20 protein-coding genes and 1 riboswitch are annotated in these 17,644 nt (G+C 49.3%); of the genes, 11 read left to right on the top strand and 9 right to left on the bottom strand.

Translation table 11 applies throughout. From position 1 onward, the window contains the following. Positions 1–46 precede the first annotated feature (46 nt). From V8I28_RS01130 to V8I28_RS01120, 3 genes are read left to right on the top strand one after another with little or no spacing between them, the layout of a single operon-like run. A complete protein-coding gene (locus V8I28_RS01130; protein ID WP_341778288.1) occupies positions 47–199 on the top strand; it encodes a hypothetical protein in 153 nt (50 codons plus the stop codon). Positions 200–207: 8 nt separating this feature from the next. Continuing rightward, the gene (locus V8I28_RS01125; protein WP_341778287.1) at positions 208–453 is read left to right on the top strand and encodes a hypothetical protein; all 246 of its coding nucleotides are present in this window, start codon (positions 208–210) and stop codon (positions 451–453) included. A 12-nt stretch (positions 454–465) separates the two neighbouring features. Continuing rightward, on the top strand, positions 466–870 hold the full coding sequence (locus tag V8I28_RS01120) for a helix-turn-helix domain-containing protein (RefSeq protein ID WP_341778621.1): 405 nt from the start codon (positions 466–468) through the stop codon (positions 868–870). Between the two features lie 409 nt (positions 871–1,279). On the opposite strand, the gene V8I28_RS01115 is transcribed toward V8I28_RS01120, so the two are convergent. Continuing rightward, positions 1,280–2,458 carry an Abi family protein gene (locus V8I28_RS01115; RefSeq protein ID WP_341778286.1) on the bottom strand — a complete coding sequence of 393 codons (1,179 nt, stop codon included), beginning with the start codon at positions 2,456–2,458 and terminating at the stop codon, positions 1,280–1,282. Positions 2,459–2,961: 503 nt separating this feature from the next. Here V8I28_RS01115 and V8I28_RS01110 point away from each other — a divergent pair. Next, on the top strand, positions 2,962–3,207 hold the full coding sequence (locus tag V8I28_RS01110; protein ID WP_445928165.1) for a helix-turn-helix transcriptional regulator: 246 nt from the start codon (positions 2,962–2,964) through the stop codon (positions 3,205–3,207). A gap of 339 nt (positions 3,208–3,546) precedes the next feature. Here V8I28_RS01110 and V8I28_RS01105 read toward each other — a convergent pair whose 3' ends face one another. The 4 genes from V8I28_RS01105 to V8I28_RS01090 form a co-directional block, all read right to left on the bottom strand. After that, complete coding sequence (locus V8I28_RS01105; protein WP_341778285.1) at positions 3,547–4,611, bottom strand: hypothetical protein; 1,065 nt, start codon at positions 4,609–4,611, stop codon at positions 3,547–3,549. 48 nt (positions 4,612–4,659) lie between these two features. Next, complete coding sequence (locus V8I28_RS01100; RefSeq protein WP_341778284.1) at positions 4,660–5,460, bottom strand: cation:proton antiporter; 801 nt, start codon at positions 5,458–5,460, stop codon at positions 4,660–4,662. 502 nt (positions 5,461–5,962) lie between these two features. Beyond that, a complete protein-coding gene (locus V8I28_RS01095; RefSeq protein WP_341778283.1) occupies positions 5,963–6,766 on the bottom strand; it encodes a metallophosphoesterase in 804 nt (267 codons plus the stop codon). A 13-nt stretch (positions 6,767–6,779) separates the two neighbouring features. Continuing rightward, positions 6,780–7,430: an endonuclease III domain-containing protein gene (locus V8I28_RS01090; RefSeq protein ID WP_341778282.1), complete on the bottom strand. Its 651-nt coding sequence runs from the start codon at positions 7,428–7,430 to the stop codon at positions 6,780–6,782. A 317-nt stretch (positions 7,431–7,747) separates the two neighbouring features. Between V8I28_RS01090 and V8I28_RS01085 the strand changes: the two genes are divergently transcribed. The 6 genes from V8I28_RS01085 (at position 7,748) to V8I28_RS01060 (ending at position 12,967) form a co-directional block, all read left to right on the top strand. Continuing rightward, positions 7,748–8,566 (top strand): helix-turn-helix transcriptional regulator, encoded by an 819-nt coding sequence (locus V8I28_RS01085; protein WP_341778281.1) that lies wholly within the window; start codon positions 7,748–7,750, stop codon positions 8,564–8,566. Between the two features lie 76 nt (positions 8,567–8,642). Further along, positions 8,643–9,068, top strand: a complete 426-nt coding sequence (locus V8I28_RS01080) for an SRPBCC family protein (protein WP_341778280.1) — start codon at positions 8,643–8,645, stop codon at positions 9,066–9,068. A 34-nt stretch (positions 9,069–9,102) separates the two neighbouring features. Beyond that, complete coding sequence (locus V8I28_RS01075; protein ID WP_341778279.1) at positions 9,103–9,243, top strand: hypothetical protein; 141 nt, start codon at positions 9,103–9,105, stop codon at positions 9,241–9,243. A gap of 354 nt (positions 9,244–9,597) precedes the next feature. Beyond that, positions 9,598–10,332, top strand: coding sequence for a WxL domain-containing protein (locus V8I28_RS01070; protein ID WP_341778278.1), 735 nt, complete (start codon positions 9,598–9,600; stop codon positions 10,330–10,332). Positions 10,333–10,359: 27 nt separating this feature from the next. Next, positions 10,360–11,490 carry a DUF916 and DUF3324 domain-containing protein gene (locus tag V8I28_RS01065; RefSeq protein ID WP_341778277.1) on the top strand — a complete coding sequence of 377 codons (1,131 nt, stop codon included), beginning with the start codon at positions 10,360–10,362 and terminating at the stop codon, positions 11,488–11,490. Positions 11,491–11,506: 16 nt separating this feature from the next. After that, positions 11,507–12,967: a WxL domain-containing protein gene (locus tag V8I28_RS01060; protein ID WP_341778276.1), complete on the top strand. Its 1,461-nt coding sequence runs from the start codon at positions 11,507–11,509 to the stop codon at positions 12,965–12,967. Positions 12,968–13,167: 200 nt separating this feature from the next. Here the strand turns inward: V8I28_RS01060 and V8I28_RS01055 are convergent, their stop codons facing one another. After that, positions 13,168–14,082 carry a prenyltransferase gene (locus V8I28_RS01055; RefSeq protein WP_341778275.1) on the bottom strand — a complete coding sequence of 305 codons (915 nt, stop codon included), beginning with the start codon at positions 14,080–14,082 and terminating at the stop codon, positions 13,168–13,170. 289 nt (positions 14,083–14,371) lie between these two features. Between V8I28_RS01055 and V8I28_RS01050 the strand changes: the two genes are divergently transcribed. Continuing rightward, on the top strand, positions 14,372–14,881 hold the full coding sequence (locus V8I28_RS01050) for a VanZ family protein (RefSeq protein ID WP_341778274.1): 510 nt from the start codon (positions 14,372–14,374) through the stop codon (positions 14,879–14,881). A gap of 362 nt (positions 14,882–15,243) precedes the next feature. Here V8I28_RS01050 and V8I28_RS01045 read toward each other — a convergent pair whose 3' ends face one another. From V8I28_RS01045 to V8I28_RS01035, 3 genes are all read right to left on the bottom strand, one after another. Beyond that, positions 15,244–15,681 (bottom strand): GtrA family protein, encoded by a 438-nt coding sequence (locus V8I28_RS01045; protein ID WP_233670042.1) that lies wholly within the window; start codon positions 15,679–15,681, stop codon positions 15,244–15,246. A 283-nt stretch (positions 15,682–15,964) separates the two neighbouring features. Further along, positions 15,965–16,492 carry a folate family ECF transporter S component gene (locus tag V8I28_RS01040; protein WP_341778619.1) on the bottom strand — a complete coding sequence of 176 codons (528 nt, stop codon included), beginning with the start codon at positions 16,490–16,492 and terminating at the stop codon, positions 15,965–15,967. A gap of 39 nt (positions 16,493–16,531) precedes the next feature. Beyond that, a riboswitch (THF riboswitch) is annotated at positions 16,532–16,629 on the bottom strand. Positions 16,630–16,680: 51 nt separating this feature from the next. Continuing rightward, entirely contained in the window at positions 16,681–17,547 is an 867-nt protein-coding gene (locus V8I28_RS01035; protein ID WP_341778273.1) for a DegV family protein, read from the bottom strand. Positions 17,548–17,644: the final 97 nt, after the last annotated feature.

The following is a 17,644-nucleotide window of genomic DNA, read 5'->3' as shown; positions in this document are numbered from 1 at the left end:
TCAGTGAACTGCAGAAGGTCATGGACTCAGGTCATTTTGATTGACCATGGCCAGATCATTGTGGACCATCAACACGTTCAATCAGCGCCATCAACGCTACTACCGCCTGATGACGGCCAATCCGCAGCTCACCGCCCAACTACTCACCCCATCGCATACGGCTTACCAGCAGGCAGATGCAACCTTAGTAATGCCTTAGTCATCAGCGTGAGCCTGCTGATGGTCTACACGGGCCAATTCGTCTCAGCTAATCTATTGAATGCGGAAAAGTGGGTCCAGCTCTTGCGTTGGAACCCCTTCAATATGACCAGTCTCACCCGACAATATTACAATTACATCATGTATCACGCGACCAGTCACCTCAGCAATGGCCAGCTATTACTGGGAACACTCAGTTATACGCTCATCTTTATCGTGACCGGTTATCTAATTTTTAGAAAGAAACGTTTCTAATTTCCTGGAAGTATCCAAAATGAGCCAATTTCCCGAACAATTAAAAAATTACGTAAGGACCAGCACATCACGCAAGACGACCTGGCGACCAAACTTTTTGTCACCCGCCAAGCCATCACCAAATGGGAATCTGGCGACTCAACGCCTGATCTCGCTAACTTCACAAAACTAACGGACATTTTTAACGTGAGCCTGGATACCCTCGTGTTTGGAACCGCACACGAGGCCCAGGTCGATACGACTGAATTTGTTTTCGACCCTAAACACAACCGCTACGTCCGCCGATTCGGTCGCATGAACTTCTGGGACCTTTCTTGCTGGTTACTGGTGGGCCGTGCTGGCAGGACTCTTTATCATTGGCTTATTCTCTATATTTTGGTCCGGACGGTAAAAAACGAAAGTGGAACAAAGGGATGATTAGCCGGCTCCTTTTGGCGCACGTTTTGGCGAATTAAAGTAAATGCACAAGGGCCTGGAACGTTTGTCCCAGACCCTTGTGCATTTACGGCTCTTTGGCTGACACCTGATGATAATTAAACAGAATCCTCTCATCTGTTAGCATGATTCTGTTTAAAAAACAACTTATCGTGCGTGCCTATGCGAATGCCAATTAGGATGAGGTCATCTTCGTCAATCGCGTAAATGAAACTCATGATAGCCAGCTGAGCGCGGCTAGGCGTATTACTCCACTCCAAGCTCCTGAGGACCCCTTGGTATCAGTATTTGGTCCTAATCGCTAACTTATTCTTGCAATTTACACATGAAAAATAATATCAGGCTTTAATATTTTTCAAGTAGTGACAACATTTTCCTCTTAATAGCTAACCTACTGTTCTTCCAAATCTATTTGTAAAACTTCAAACCAGTTCTGTGGCATACCAATTTTGCTTATGTCTACAATGCTATTCTTTTTAATTTTGTTAGATAGTTTATCTAAAAAGGTATTCCATTCTTTTTTATCTGCTAGTCTAAGTCGTGAATAAAATATTTTAAGCGTCAACAATCCAGCAAACAAAGTATGTCTCAGGTTTTCTGGAGTGATTCTTCCCATGTTTTCCAAATCTAAACGGCTCAAATTCTCATCTGAAATACGTGGATTATACGTCAAAAATTGCCCGTAAATCTTCGATCCATGGGCCGCGGTATTGCGTAACACCTGAATTGTAGATATCCACCCTTTAACATCTTTATGTGTGTTGGAAAAGATCCTGAAAGGTGCAACAAACAAGTCTTCGCACCATTGTTGAACTAGTTCTGACGGTAGCAGTGAGACAAATTTGGAGAACTCGCCTAACGTTATTTCTTCAAAGAGTACCCAAATTGGAATCTGACCACCATAATTGGTAACGTGGTGTTTAATCATACTGTCTTTATTGATTAGTCGAGTCATTTCTTCGGAAAATTGAGACAGCATTCTCTTCACTTCTAATTGTTTACCTGAGCTCTGCTTGTAAATGCTGAGGTTTAAGTATGCTAGTCCACCAGAATATTCCAGATCACTATTTTTATAGTTCATTGCAATAAACCTTGCTAATGAAGTTTTAAGCGATATTTCAATTGTAGGTACTAACCTACTAATGGAGTTTCGTAAAAAGCGATCAAATTGATATAAAGCAATCAAGTCAGTGTAAGTTGTGCTATCTTGGTTAATGTTTTTTCTGAAAGCCGAAATTCTGTAATAGTTGATTACGTCAAGATCTGCTTGCGCTTGTTGTTTCTCACTATCGGTAAAAGTAATCTTGTGAATTTTGTCTTGTAACTTTTCGATTAACTCTGAAGTTGACAGCGGAACCTTGACTGTTTTTTTTAGAAACTGAGTTCCATCCGGTAAAACATTATGTATGTCAGTAATCGGGAAAGAATAACCGTCTCTTTTTAATAGAAGACTTCTCTTACTTCCATCTGGTTCGTCCAAAGTATAAGGAAACTGCGTATATGCCTTATTCAATTTATCATTTGGAATTTGGATGACTTCTTCTTTTGCACTTCTGCCTGTCTTGCACATTTAAAAACACCTCCAAAAAAAAGGGCCGGAACGGCGCCCTAAGGCCCGTCCGGCATCTATTAATCGTCATTATATTACATGTCAGCAACAATGTCAATAATTCTGAAGTCCTCCATAGCGCTAAGGCTTAGACTGCCGGCTCAATTTTAAATTGTTTTGCGCTTCCCAGAACGCTCTTCAATACACCTGCGTTTGGGAATTTTGGAGAACAAGCACTTTCACCTGTCGTTCATTCAAATCGAAAGTATCTCTTCTTTCAAAAAACTGATCATAGCAATAGTGAAATAACTTCCAGTATCAACCATCTTTGTGAGTTAACGGGCACTGGGGTTACGTATGACCTGCAGAGTCTCGAACTGACCTTTAAAATTTGAAATCAACTTATCACTAAATTTCAATTCTTCAGAGATGAATCGGTTAGTGATGAGAAAAACGAAGAAATAATTAAGCAACTCATTCAATTTATTCATGAAAACTATTCACGAAAATTCGCCGTCGAAGACATGGCTTCAAATGCACAAATCAGTCGCACCGCCTGTTTTCGGATTTTTCAATCTGTCTTTGATAAAACGCCTAATGAATTTCTAAACGATTATCGAATGTCGATGGCACTCTCCTTTTTAAAAGACACTTCACAACCATTAACGGAAATTTCGCTAAATTGTGGATTTCAGTCTGCCAGTTATTTTGGAAAGAAATTCAAATCATCATTTGGAATGACACCTAAACAATATCGAGCAAAGATTTAAAGATCTTATAGCACAGTTGTAAATAATCAAGATATTTGAAAAAGCCCACCTGATTGTTGCCAATCCAGTGGTTTTTTCCGTGTAATAATTTTAAAAAACAAATTGTAAAATCACCTCAGCTACTTGAAAAAATGACGCTTTACTTCTTGAAATATAGATCAGGCCCCGTCTTTAATGCGCAACATTTAAGAAAGGCTTAAATCGCACCCAACCCCTGCAACAAATTCCCGTCAAATTACATTAGTAATAGATAGAGGGACTGTTTCACAGTCCCTCTAGTAGCGATTTACTCAGTCGTCTGCCAAAATGAAAAAGCCGCCTTCTCGTATAAGCCGCCTACTAAAAATGGTGACCGATAAACGTCGTCTGTTGCAAACTCAAATCGTAAATAAACTGTCGGCTTTTCGCAAGCGTGATTTCATGCTGCCAATACAAGTGATGCACCTGTTCGATTTCTGCCGCAAATAACTGTAGCATGTAAAACCGTTCCTGATTAATCGTCCCCGTATCCAAGGTTTCATCGTGCCGGGAACTATAAATACGGGCTAACGTGTTCGCCTCGACCGACTGAAAATCCCGATCCTGTCGTTTTAAAAAGTTCATAATGGCCGTGTAACTCGCGGCTTCAATTCGCTGCCGCTGATGCATACGGTCATGGTCCGATTGGACATCCGCCTTTGTTGCTGGCTGATGTTTGAGCACTTTCGACCAATACAGTAAGGTCGTCCACGGCGTTAACTGCTGATTCAAGACTTCGCGATCGATGGCCGCCGCATGTTGTGCGACAACGGCCGGTGTGACCTGCTGTTCGGTGATCAAACGGCCAGTTGCCTGACGCTCGATGTCTTGTGTTTGATGAAATAAGCGCATCAGCTCACGTTGTTTTAATTTCGCCATCGGCCGTTGGGTGACGACCAACGGATAGATAAAGTTAAAGAACTCCGCTGGGAGCTGTTGCTTCTGCAGCTCCCGTAACGCCCGATCAACGAGTTGATTCCAAATCTCCGCATCGTCGCGTCCAGGGTCGGGCGTCACCGCTTCTCCCACGAGTCTGGATGTGAAGATAATTGGCAGCAACATGCTCAATAGAATCACCAGTGTCGTGATTAAGACCAGAGCCGATCGTAATTGCATCGATAGACCCGGCAAAGTTTGCGGGATGGATAAGGCCATCATCAGTGTGACCGTACCGTGGATCCCATTTAATCCGGCCAATAAGCTCTTCCGTACCCGTTCTCGCCGGCCTTCACGCGCATAACTCGTGTAGAACCAACCGAACCTGACGGCGACCAAGGCCAGATAGAGGACCAGACTGATGACCGCAATCCGCAGTAGGCTCATATTCAGGTTAATCCCCAAGCGATAAATCGTAGGCAGATTAATTCCGAGAATGATGAAGACCACCCCATTCAGAACGGCACTAATCAGATCCTCAACGGCATACGCACTATTCTAAATACGAGAGGCCGTAAATTGCCAGTTGCTCTGTTCCCAAGTTCGAATGAGCCCCGCCGCAACGACCGCCAGGATTCCCGACATGCCCAGCTCCTCGGCCACAAAGTAAATGAAATATGGCGTCCCTAAGATTAAGGGGACAATCACGATATTGATACTGGAATCGTGCATAATCATCCAACGACGGATGGTCATGAAGCCCCAGCCCAAGAAAAGGCCCATCACAATGCCGCCTAAGAAGACGTACCCAAAATTAGTGAGCCCCTTCACCAATGAAAAATGGCCCGTACTCAACGCCGAAACGGTCAGGTTAAAGGCCACTAGGCCAGTCGCATCATTTAACAACGACTCATTTTCAAGCTGATCATTGACATCGGCCGGGAGTGGCGTTCTCGCCGTGATCGACTGATACGCCACGGCATCCGTTGGGGAGAGAATGGCGGCCAACATGAAGCCACCAAACCACGTCAGCTCGGGGGTAATCCAATGTGCCAAAGCCCCCACCACCAGGATTGATAACACGACTAGGTTAATGGCCAAGGCCAGCGTCCCCCGTAGCGAATCGGCAAAACGGCCTAAGTTTAGGTGACGACTATCGCTAAACATGAGGGTGGAAATGATCACCAACAAGAACACCTCAGGGTCAATCGTTAAGTTGGCAAATAGTGGTAGGAATGACAGGCCCAGTCCCAACAAGATCTGGTAAATCGCCAAGGGAATTCGATTGAATCGATCAAAAAGCAACTGCGCCGGAATGACGGCCAGTAATAACAAAATAATGGCAAAGAATAGTGACATAACATCCTCCTCGTTTGCGCTAATCGCTAGGATTAGACTGATGGCTTGGCTTAAGTTTTCCCAGATTGATGGTTAAAGGCCCGCCATAGTTTGTTTCAATTTCTCTGTTTCGATTAGACTCAACATAGAGTATAAATCTTTCTTCTCGCCGTGCAAAGTTTATATCCGTAATATTTTATTTATTGAAGATATTATACGAATGAAACTTGCCGAATGACGATAAAAAATCATTAATCACCGGTCAGACGGACAACCAGTCATCCTAAATTCGTCACAAGTAGACAGCGTACGCGGTACCCGAGTCTCCTCACCGAACACGGCCCATTGCTTCCGTGAACCCCTAATAGTCACTATTCTATGGTTCGGACGGTCAGAAAAATAGCCACGCTCTAGATGATTAGAACGTCACTATTTTTCATTTTTAAAGTCAAGACAACACCACTTATTTCATATAAATCGACAAGAATTGACGGAGCCCCCCACTAACGCTTGTCGCTTTCAACTATCCCAATAAATGCGGGGCGGCGCCGTCATAGAGCTGTCCCTGAATTACCCAATTCATGGCAACCACTTCGCCGGTCGCGGTCAACGTCAGAGCAAAGATGCCGCCATTAGCCGCGCCCGATCGGCTGCCAGCATCAATCAAATACCGCGGCGTGTCCTGGGCGTCCGCCTGCATTTTCACGAAGCCGTAGTCCGAATCCGTTAAAGCTTGAACCGGCGTGTGGTCGGTCACGATGACCTTGTTCGTCAGGTTACGATGCCACTGACGCCTCTGGTCAAAGTAGTAATCCTCACGAATCCACATCAGATCATCACGCACCTGCTGGTCAAGCGGATAATCCCAGTTAAGACCGGCGTGCACCGCCAGTAGGTGTGGTCGCTCCCAAGTCAGGGGCAGACTCGCTAAAAATGCCGTATATCCACGCAACGGCTCCGCATTGAGCGCCGCCGTCACGACAGTGGGATTACTTGAATGAATGCCCAGCTTACGCCAAGTCCTCGCCCCACCATTTAGTCGCCAGGTCTGATAACTCAGATCGTCACCGCGGGCCGTTTGGACCCAAAAGTCATCGTGATTTCCCAAAAGGGCGACGTCCCCGTGGTGGTTAACGCGGTCGCGAATCAAGTCCAACACGGCCAACGGGGCAATGAGATCTGGCCGATCCGTCCCAGCTCGCAACGCCAGGCCATCCGCATAATCGCCAAGAAAGATCAGCCGACTGTTCTGTAGATCGCTGGCGTGGAGGAGCACCTCCAAATCATCCGCCGCCGAGTGAATATCGCCAATAAATGTATACGTCATGCGCACACTTCCTTTACGCTAAGCCCTCATTCTCCTCATTCAATCGATCGCAATCTTTAATCAGCTGACAAACTTCTTTTTCCGGCGTCAGCTTCATCGAGTATTTCCGGCCAAATTCAATCATCGTGTGATGCGCCTGGTGCAGCTCCTCCGGTTTTAATACGCCGACAATCTTCTTTTCTACCTGCAACGGGGATGCCGCCTGGTCGACGAAGTGCAGCCGCTTCGAAATGGCGGAAACGTGGGTATCCACCGCGAACGTCGGCTGGTCGAAGACGTCACTCAATACCACGTTGGCCGTCTTCCGCCCGGCACCCGGTAAGGCCATGATGCCCTTGCGATCGGTCGGCACCACGTCGTTTAATTCTTCATGAACGATGCGCGCCGTCTTAATGATGTTGCGGGCCTTGTTGTGGAAGAGACCAACACTCTTAATGATACCTTCCACGTCGGTCACATCCGCAACCATCAAGTCCTGCGGGTTAGGATATTTCGCAAACAACACCAGCGTCACCTTATTGACGGACACATCCGTCGCCTGCGCACTCAGAATCACCGAGATTAAGTATTGAAATGGTGTCCGCGAATCTAGCGACGGCCCCACCGGCCCCATCTCCGCTTCCATCTGATGAATCGCCCAAACAATCTGATCGTCTTTTAACATGGTACGCCCCCACTTTCTTTTACCTCTATACTACCCGACTTTACGGTTCAGGTGAGCGTCAAATTCAAGATTCTTTTACGTGTCATTGAAAAAGGGCGCGATCATCACCGCAATCTGGCCCCCAAAAGATTTAATGTGTACCGCTTACCTAGCGTTAATGACGCCGACCTTTGAGGGATGCCACCAAAAAAGATAAGCGGACAAATCCGCTAGGTAACCCTCATCGAAATTTGACGACTAGCGGGCAAATCGCTGGTAATCGCCAGCGCAAATCGGTACATTTAAACCAACTCAATCCGTTTAGGAGGTAGACCGTCATGTCACTTGGCACCACTCTCAAGCAGGCCCGCAAGCGCCAAGGCCTTTCCCAGGCCGCGGTGGCGACCGGTATCTGTGCGCAATCCATGTTATCCGCCATCGAAAACGACCGCTACACGCCCAATGCCAAGCTACTCGTGGCGCTATGTCGCCGGTTAGCCATCTCCCTTGATCAAATTAGTCTTGCCAGCGACTTTGCCATCAGCGGAGATGATGCGCTGAACACACGCATGCAGGTCCTCTGTAACCAGCACCGCTACAGCGACCTCCGCGACTTTCTCCTGGCACCGTCAACGCTAGCCGCCGTCACCACGGACGCACAGACCCAAGCCTATTACTATTACCTGGGCGTGGCGCAACTTCACGGTGACGCTGGTCTCACCGCCGTCCAGCAAAATTTGCAATTTGCCGCCGATATGGCTGTGTCTCGCCGACCCACGACCCTTACGCGACTGGCGCTCGCCTCGCTGGCCACGGTCAAGACCCAGCAACACTTGCCCCGTAGCGCCCAGCAGCTCACGGCGCAAGCCCTAGCCCAGTTGGATCAGATGCCCTACGAGGAAAATCAAAATATTCTCTTTTATTTGGCAGCACTGACCGCCTACTGGCTACAAGAACCCGAACTCGCCACCGATCGGCTATTACAGGGGATTCGCTTCATCACCGACCATCAGTCCCATTACATGCTGGCCAACTGCTACCGCCTGATTGCGGAGATTGCGCAACGGGCCGGTCATGCGCTCGACGCGGCGGAGGCCCGGCAAAAGCAACGCTTTCTCTCCACGCTTTTTCACGAAGCAGTTCCCGAAAAATTTTAAATTATCAGAATCCTGATTATCACCGACCGCGATAATCGGGTACAGTAAGGCCATCCAAATTAAGGAGGCCTTTTTTATGACAAACACGCTTTTTCAAAACACCGTAACGACATCGGTACCTGCCGACCGCTTGCGCACCATACTAACTCAACCGGAAAAACTTCCCCTGTGGAATCCGGCAATTACCGGCGTTACGCCGGACAACGCCGATGTTCTCATCACGCGCCGGCCACCGGCCCTGAACGTCCACGAGCGCGTCAGCATCACCACAACTGCCGAACAGGTCATTTACCAAAGTACCGAGGGTCAGCTCGCCTACCGCCTCAGCTTTACGCTAAAGCAAGCTGCGGGTCTGACTACCCTGACGGAAACCCTGCAGGTAGGAGAAACGTCCCAGTTACGCGTACCCCTCAGCTTGCTAGCGCCCATCGCCAAGCAGGCTTTCGCCCGAAATCTCCAGTCACTGGTCGCCATCGCCGAGACGCTCACGCTCGCGGATTAAGGCACTGTCCCTATAGAAAAGAGGCCTGATCCTGATGTTGATCACCCTCGCGACCGATTGGAATCAAATCGTTTCCCAAGCCATGGTCCTTTGGCTGATTGGCTGGGGCGTGCGCGCCTTGCTGGTCATCCTATTACTCGGCGGACTCTACTGGATTTTCCGGAAGAATCGCTAACCCCATTACCTTTTGCTCAACAAGTGGCCCACGACGCATGGCTTATCTACTAGACATTATCAGGTAAACTATACGACTAATCGACCCAGCAAATGACTGTGCCGCGTCGTTAGTGGTGACGCTTTTTCTAAAATGTCAAAATCAGCATCTCACTATTAGCGGTTAGTATACAGACATCGCAAAGTAAGCCAATCGGTCCAAGTCCCCGTCTAGACCTGCTACTATAGAGTTGCAGAGAGGGAAATGGTCACTTAATCAATTATATTTAAAGTTGTTTTATGATTGGCCTGCTTGCCGCTTCAGTAAACAGGTCAGTCGGTTCAAACTGGGCACAATTAGATTGGAGGAAGTATGATGATCAACATCAAAAAAATTATTAATCGTGCCAGCAGTAGTTTTGCTGTGATTGCTTTAGTTTTAGGATTATCCCCTGTGGTAGCTAACGCGGCCGGTCCAGGGACCGCAACGAGTAACTTAACCACGGTTTCTACGGGATACGAAGCCACCGCTACCAGCAATGCGGAGGCGATGTCTAACGCTCAATTCTCAGTGACGCCTGGGATGTTAACCCTTAACGCCGTCCCAAACCTCTTACTGAGTAACGCCAGCATCAGTGGTTTAACTTCCGGGACCAGCACCTTGAAGTTGGCTGCTGGGAGTACGACCGGTGGTGAGGGTTACGATGGGAACAACACCGGGAACTTAAACATTACCGATTACCGTGGTAGCCACGCGGGTTGGTCTTTGACCGTGGGGATGGGTCCCTTCACCTCACTGACCGGCAGTGAAACGATTTCTGACACCACGTTGAACTTGTCGATGACGCCAGAAAATATGGCCAACACCGCAACCCCAGCACCAACCAATGTTGCGCTTAGCGGTGGTGCAATCACCAACGATTGGATTTCTAATCCTTCTACTTTGTGGACCGCACCTGCGCAATCCGGTGAAGGTAGCAACAGTGCAACCACGAATGCGAACACTGACTTGACGATTGGTCAACAACCAGCCTCTGTTTCTTCTGGGACTTACGATGCAACGCTCTTCTGGGCCTTGCAAGCTGCACCAACCGCAACGCCGGCTTCATAATTCTAATGACTAAAGGTGGTGCTGACAATGAATTTGAACAGGTTTAAATGGTGGCTCGTTGCGTTTCTGGCTCTGATTAGTTTGTTGGGTGGTGGTGCGTCACTTTCGGCGCACGCCGCGGAAACGACGAATTCAAACTTCGCCGCAACGCCACTACTTCCTAAGAATCAGATCTCAGAAAAGGCCGACTATTACGACCTCAAAGTTCAGCCCAGTGGCAGTCAAACTCTCAAGTTGTCCGTCACGAATCCTAGCAAGTCCGCACGAACACTCAAGGTCATCCCAGTTAACGCGACGACTTCAGACACCGGGAAGGCCGTGTTTGTGCCATCAAATCGCACGGACCCTTCCGCACAAGTCACATTTACTGAAATGACGTCTGGCGCGGTTACCGTCCATCTGGCCGCACACCAGGGCAAGACCGTGACGTTTACCACGAAGACGCCGGCATCTGGTTTCACCGGAGAAGTCTTAGGCGGCCTCTTCGTGACTGATCCAAACGTCAATCCATCGTCTGCGCGTGGCAACTTAAACCTCCAGAACCGTTATGCGGAAGTCGTTGCCGTTTCCTTATGGTGCCAGCCAAATCAAATCTTACCTATCAATCTTAAGTTAGCCGATGTTACGGTTAAAAAGCAAAATGGTCAGCCTCAGGTCTTGGCCAAGTTGCGTAATCTCACACCAGCCCTCTTCGGTGACTTAGATATTCACGCTCGAGTCCTGAACGCGAAGACGGGGAAGCAAGTTTTGACGCGATCCTTAAAGAACGGGTCAATGGCGCCCAATAGTTGGTTCAACTTCGGTATTGGACTGGGCAAGAAGCGTTTAGCCGCTGGTCAATATACACTTAAACTACACGCCACCAGTGGCAAACGCGTCTGGAACTTTAGCCGGTCGTTCACGTTGACCGCTAAGACCGCTCGGACACACAATGCCGTCTTGCACTCGGATAAGACGCCTAACAATTGGTGGATTTGGCTCGTCATCCTCGCTATCCTGTTGATTCTGTTGTTGATCGGTCTGGCCTACTGGTTAGGCAAGCGCCGTTCACGCGACGACGATGATCCGGATACGCCGGAATCGACGTTAACCCATACCGATAGCCAGACGTCATCGACCAAGCCGTCGGACGAGGCCCAATCTCATTTAAAGTCGTGACAAAGGGGGAATGATGATGCATTGGGAACGCTTCTTACGAGGCCTACTCGTAAGCCTCGCTGTGTTAGTGGGCTGGTTGGTTGCCGGCACCACGGCGCAAGCGGCCACGAGCGCCCCACAAACACCAACATCGCCTCCTACGTCGATTCTTGGGATTAACCTCGCCGGTGGCTTTACTCAGCAACCCATCGATTCCAACGTCATTTCTGGTCATAGTGTGACGCTATCCGCTAAAGGGACGCGTAATATTTTGGAAGCCGCCACGAACCCTCTCGGCAGTCGGAAATACGTCTGGTGGGAATCCACGGACGGCGGCACAACATATCAACAGGTCGGTAGTAACAGCACGACCTATACGTTTACCGCACCCGACGTCACCAAGGACACGCCAGTCATGTTTCAATGTGAATATGACTTTACCGGGATTGGTCTCTTTTACAACGAATGGTCACGAATTGCCACAGTAACCGTTACGCCCGACCGAGTTCCAACGACCGATATTCAAGTTTCCGCCGACAGCAATGCCTTGTACAACGGCGAAGGTACCACCGTTCACGCAACGCTGACGCCAGACAACGCGACCGACCCGATCACCTGGACCAGTAGTGATCCCGGCCTCGCCGCCGTTGATGCGTATGGTAACGTGACAACCGCCAGTGTTTCCAGCAACATGGACGGTACCGCGAACGACCACGGCCTCGTCACGATCACCGGGACCAGTAATGGTCACAGCGATTCCACCAAGATTATGGTCGGCGCCCTGCAAAACGTCACCGTGAACGAAGGCAGCGATGCCACGTTCACGCTGAAGGACTTACCGGACGGCATGACCGTCGCAAACTGGTACAAGGTCGATGACGGTACGACCACCGCGCTCAATTCGACGGCATCCAGTTACACCGTCAGCAAGACCACTGTCGGTGGCGACAACGGCACCTCGTACTACGCCACATTGAACTACACCGTTAACGGGAGCACCAAGACGGTCAACACCAACGCGGCACTCCTCACCGTCAACAAGAGTGGCCTGTTGTCACTGACGGCGGTGCCTAACTTCAATTTTGGCAGTACCGAGGTCGCTTCGGCAGCCACCAGCAGTACCACGCTGGAAAACTTAGATGAAGCGACCAGCGGCAGTAACTATGATGGGAACAATAATGGTGAATTAACCGTGATGGATAGCCGAGAAACCGGTGGCGACTGGACGTTAACCGCTAGCCTAGCACCCTTCACGCTTAGCGATGGCGATAACGGTCAGCTCAGTTCGGTGATTCTCGATCTGTACGATCCGACATCACGGCTGGACGAAGACGTTCCGGCGACCAATACGGCAACCAAGATTTATACGTCTAGCGACTACGATGGGCAAAGCTTCGATGTGACGGACAGTCAGCTGAGTTTCCCAGCGGATCCCGAAATCACGGCCGGAGACTATCAGAGCACCGTAACCTGGACATTGTCAGTAGCGCCTAGTTAATTCTTTATAGAGGCGTTTAAACGAAACGATCGTGTAAGTTGGTGACAGCTTGCACGATCGTTTTTTCTGTCGGCGACGACTATATTGTGGATTACCCGCCGCCTTACCGTTCGCCAAATTTGGCCTGGAACGCGGTGGACAGGAGCGGGCCAAGCCAAACCCAACCCGGTCTTGGCCCTCGCTTTGAGCGTTCACCTAAACTAAAGCCAAGCCCCCGCCACAAACAGTAACGGATAAGCGATGAAGAACAGTGACGCACTCTTCACCGTGGCCATAAAGGTCTTCTGTTTGTCCTGAACCTTAAAGAATGGTCGCATACCCCACCACATTGCCGGCAGCACCAAGACCGTGTAACCAGTGCTTGAAGGCGCGATATGAAGCACCACGTTGACTAATGGCCACAGGCTGCCGATAATCAGGAAAGCTTGAATCAATTTGACCGCCCCCGACTGTCCCAAGTAATACGCCAACGTGTAGCGCCGGTTACGAATGTCCTCCTCACGATCCGCCGTATTATTGGCCAATTGTAACGTGAAGAAAATCAACGTTAACGGCAGACACAGCAGAAAGGTAATCCCCACCGTGTGCCACGTCAGCGGACTGCGCCCATACGTGGAAACGACCACGCAGGTGAGCTGAATCAAAAAGGCAATCGACAAGGCCACCACCGTTTCACAGAACGGCGTCGCGTTAATCGGTCGTGGTCCCGCCGTATAGAAAATCCCAATGGCGTACCCCAACGCGCCCAGCAGGAAAACCACCCAGCCGGTTCGCCAGACTAACCAGACTCCCGGCAAAAGAGCCAATATGTACAGGCCAATCGCGAGGTAGCCGACACCAGCCACTGGCAGATTCAACCGGCCCACTGGATTGGTCTTCTGCGCATAGTCCACCCGGTCATGCGCGTGAAGATAATCGTAATAGTTGTCCGACACATTGACGGCCAGATCGAAGACAAAGACCGTAATCAAACACAAACCCACATTGCCCCAGTTCACCACGCCCAAATGAAATTGCGCGATCGCCACCCCCAAGACGAACCACATGATATTTAAAGGCGCCGTATAGATCTCCGTTAATTCGTAGAACACCGGCCACGTTAACCACCGTTGCATCTAATTCCCCCTTGTGATGTCCATTATGTCTGTCTTCAACTTTAGCAGATTTGCCGGTATTCACCAAAGCGTCCGCCTTACAAATTTATTTATACCACGTGATGACTGGTGCCACGCCCTAATCACGATAAAGTGTGACCTTTCTTTGCCGAAGACCTTATGAATTTGCTAAAGCGCCAAAGAAACCTTAAAACCCAAGCCGGAATCCCCCCGGTCGCCCGATTGTGCGTTAGTCTAGAAACATGTTAATCGACCGTTTAAGTCTTTCGCATCTCACGGAGGTGATTCGATGCGCTGGGAACCCCTATTAATTATTTTCCTCATGGCCTGCTTAAGTGGCCTGTTGATTGTCACCACCATGCGTAAACATCGCTGGTTCGCTTTGATCACTCTGGCCTATTTGACCGGATTAGCGGCAATTCTCTTTACCCCCATCTCTTTTTCTGGCACCGGCGTCTACATCATGCCGGTCGGCTTTGGCCGCGTGAACCTTACCCAACTCGACGTCTTTAACCTAGGCTTCGCAGAAAATATTCTGCTAACCTTACCGTTGGGCCTACTGCTGAAATGGTTGGCCCCCAAGTTGCCCCTGTTGGGCGTAGGACTGTTCGGCCTCTTCGCCGGCAGCAGTATCGAGACCATGCAGTACATCCTTTCCCAACACTGGCTAATTAACCGTAGCAGTGATATTAACGACGTGCTGGCCAACGCAATTGGCATTCTCATCGGCGGGGCCACTGTGGCCGTCTACGACCGTCTGCGACGCCACCATCGCCAGCAACAGCGAGCCGTGGCCTAATATCCCTCGTCCAAAGTCTGGGACAAAGCAAATCAGACCCTTGTATGTCCCTCCCTTAAGTAGCCAAACGGGTGCCAAAAGACAGTCGGTTCCACTGATAATCAGACCATTCCAAGCCTGGAATTATCCAGTTATCAACCTTAATGCTCGCCAGCCAACTTTGGGTACACGCCGTTTCCGTCACAATTGGAAGCCCTACTTATTACTAATGTAATTTACGATGATTTTGTTGCAGAATTTGGCAAAAAAACCACAAAATCGTATTAACTGTAAAAGTATTGTCTCCCTAAACCGTCTAAATGATCGCAAAAAAATCACGCTCTCTTAAGAGATAGCGTGATTTTTGGCATCATTATTTTTAATTAGTCATTCATCGACGAAGCCGCCTTGGTCTTCCGAAAGACAAACCACTTGCTGAAGAAGTAGTTGGCCAAGACCACGACGACCTGGTCAACCAGCTTGGTTAACATCTCGTTTTGCGATAACAGCGAGACCCCGATCCACATAATTCCTTCGTCCATAATCAGTGTGACGGCGCGGACCGAGAAGAACGTGACAATCTCGCGGCCCAGCGCGCCAAACGTGGTGAAATGGGAGTGGAAGACCCAGACACGGTTGGTCAGGTACGCAAACAGCACCGACACAAACCACGCCACGGCCGTCCCAATCTGGTAGTTCCAGTGCCACATGCTGGCGGTCACAAAGAACACGACCAGGTTAACTAACGTGGTCAGTCCCCCGAAGAACAGGTATGCAATGACGCTTTTATATTTATCATAGAGCTGTAGTAGCTGTTTCATAAAAATCCTCCCCGAAATGGCACCTCGTCAACCCTTGTTATAACTGAAATTGTCATGCGACACAAGCCAAATCCCCGATTCAATAGAAAAAGTTAAGGGTTCCGGCACTTAACGAACTCTCTCCCTAGGGATCTTTAGTGTTTAAGTGGTTGGTTAGTCGTTGTGGCGGGAGAGGTGTTTGAGTAAATGTTGTAAGTTAAAGTAATTTATTTAAGCTAACCTAGTTGATTCCAAGGAAAAGCACCACCCCGACGTCGCCGCCGAAATGGTGCTTGCTTATCATTTAAAGTTTTAAACGTTGCTGGATCACGGCAACCACGTGGCTCTTGAACAACAGGTAGAGTAAGATCACCTGAATAGGCGTCATAATGCCCTGTTTTAAGAGCCGTATCGGTAGCAAGCCCCAGAACGGGGTCTTATACATGATCGCGACCCACAACGTGTTCAGCAGGGCGTTAACCACCACTGAGATGATCACCTGAGCGATGATCAACCGGGACCAACTGGCCGGTTTACGATACAGGAACAGCGCGTAAATCAGCGAACCCAGCACGGCCGAAACGGTAAAGCCGATAAAGAACGGCCCGCCCGACATCAACGTCCCAATCACATCCACGACTGCGGCGGTCATCATCCCCCACCAGGGGCCAAACAACCGGGCAATCAACGCCGCGACCAGAAACGTAAAGCTAAACTTCAGGAACGCCGGTCCCACCGAGAAACTCTTGATCACCAATTGTAACGCCATCAACAGGCCCATCGTGACCAAACTCAACGTGCTCAGCTTGGGTAGCCGAGTTTCTACTGTCATCTTCAATTCAGACATCTCCTAAGGGAGTTGCCACATCGCTGCGGCCAATGCGGAAATAAAATCGCGGGCCAATTGCCCTTCGTCCGGCGTTCACATTGCGTTCCACCGGCACTTGACGCTTTATTTCCTACTCCGTAAATTTTAATTACAGCAACTAGCTTACCATAACCCACCAGGAGATGCACGCGTTACGCGCGATCAAAATCTTTCAGCCACGCCAAGGCCAACGCCTTTTCGCCCAGGTGAGTCCCAATGACCGGCCCAAAGTAGGACCGCTCCACGGGAATCTCGGGATACTGCGTGGCAATCTTGTTGGCCCAGGCCTGACCGCCCTCGGGATCGTTGGCGTCTAAGACCAACGCACGCAAGGGGTAATCGACCTTGGATTGGGCCTCAACAAAGAGGTCCTCCACGCGGGCCAACGCCTTCTTACGCGACCGCACCTTTTCAAAGGCGACGATCTCATGGGTCTCATCGTCAAACGTCAATAACGGCTTAATCCGTAAGACGCTACCGATAAAACCGGACGCATTGGACAAGCGACCCCCACGAACCAGGTTCTGCAGGTCATCGACGACGAAGTATTCCCCGATTGTGGACCGTAAGTCATCCAATCTGGCGATAATCTCATCCGGATCGGCACCCTTGGCCGCCATCCGGGAAGCCTCAATGGCCAAATATCCCATCAATTTAACGGTGATTTGCGAATCGTAAGGAATCACCTTGATCTTTTCAATCGTCGGCGCTAAGGCCTTTAATTGGTTAACGAAGCCCGAAATCGTGCTGGCCAGGTGAATACTAATCACCGCGTCATACCCCTCATCGGCCAAATGATCATAGAGATTAATCATTTCGCCTAACGGTGGCTGCGACGTGCTCGGAAAGGACTTAGAATTTCGTAATCGTTCGTAAAATTCACTCGTGGTAATATCAACATCTTCATCATAGGAGCGACCATCAATGATCACCGGAATTGGTACGACGTGAATGTGATACCGCTCGACCTCTTCTGCGGACAAATAGCTGGTACTATCGGTGACCACAGCAATCTTCATGTTTGTACCCCCACTTTATCTTTGGTTTAGGCCTTATCGAATACGGGACTCAGAGACCTGCCGGCAACCTCCCCCGATTGGAAAAGAACCGCCGAGC

This window comes from Levilactobacillus sp. HBUAS70063, assembly GCF_038374745.1.
In the GTDB taxonomy this organism is placed as follows: domain Bacteria; phylum Bacillota; class Bacilli; order Lactobacillales; family Lactobacillaceae; genus Levilactobacillus.
This window is presented reverse-complemented; position numbering and strand designations above follow the sequence as displayed.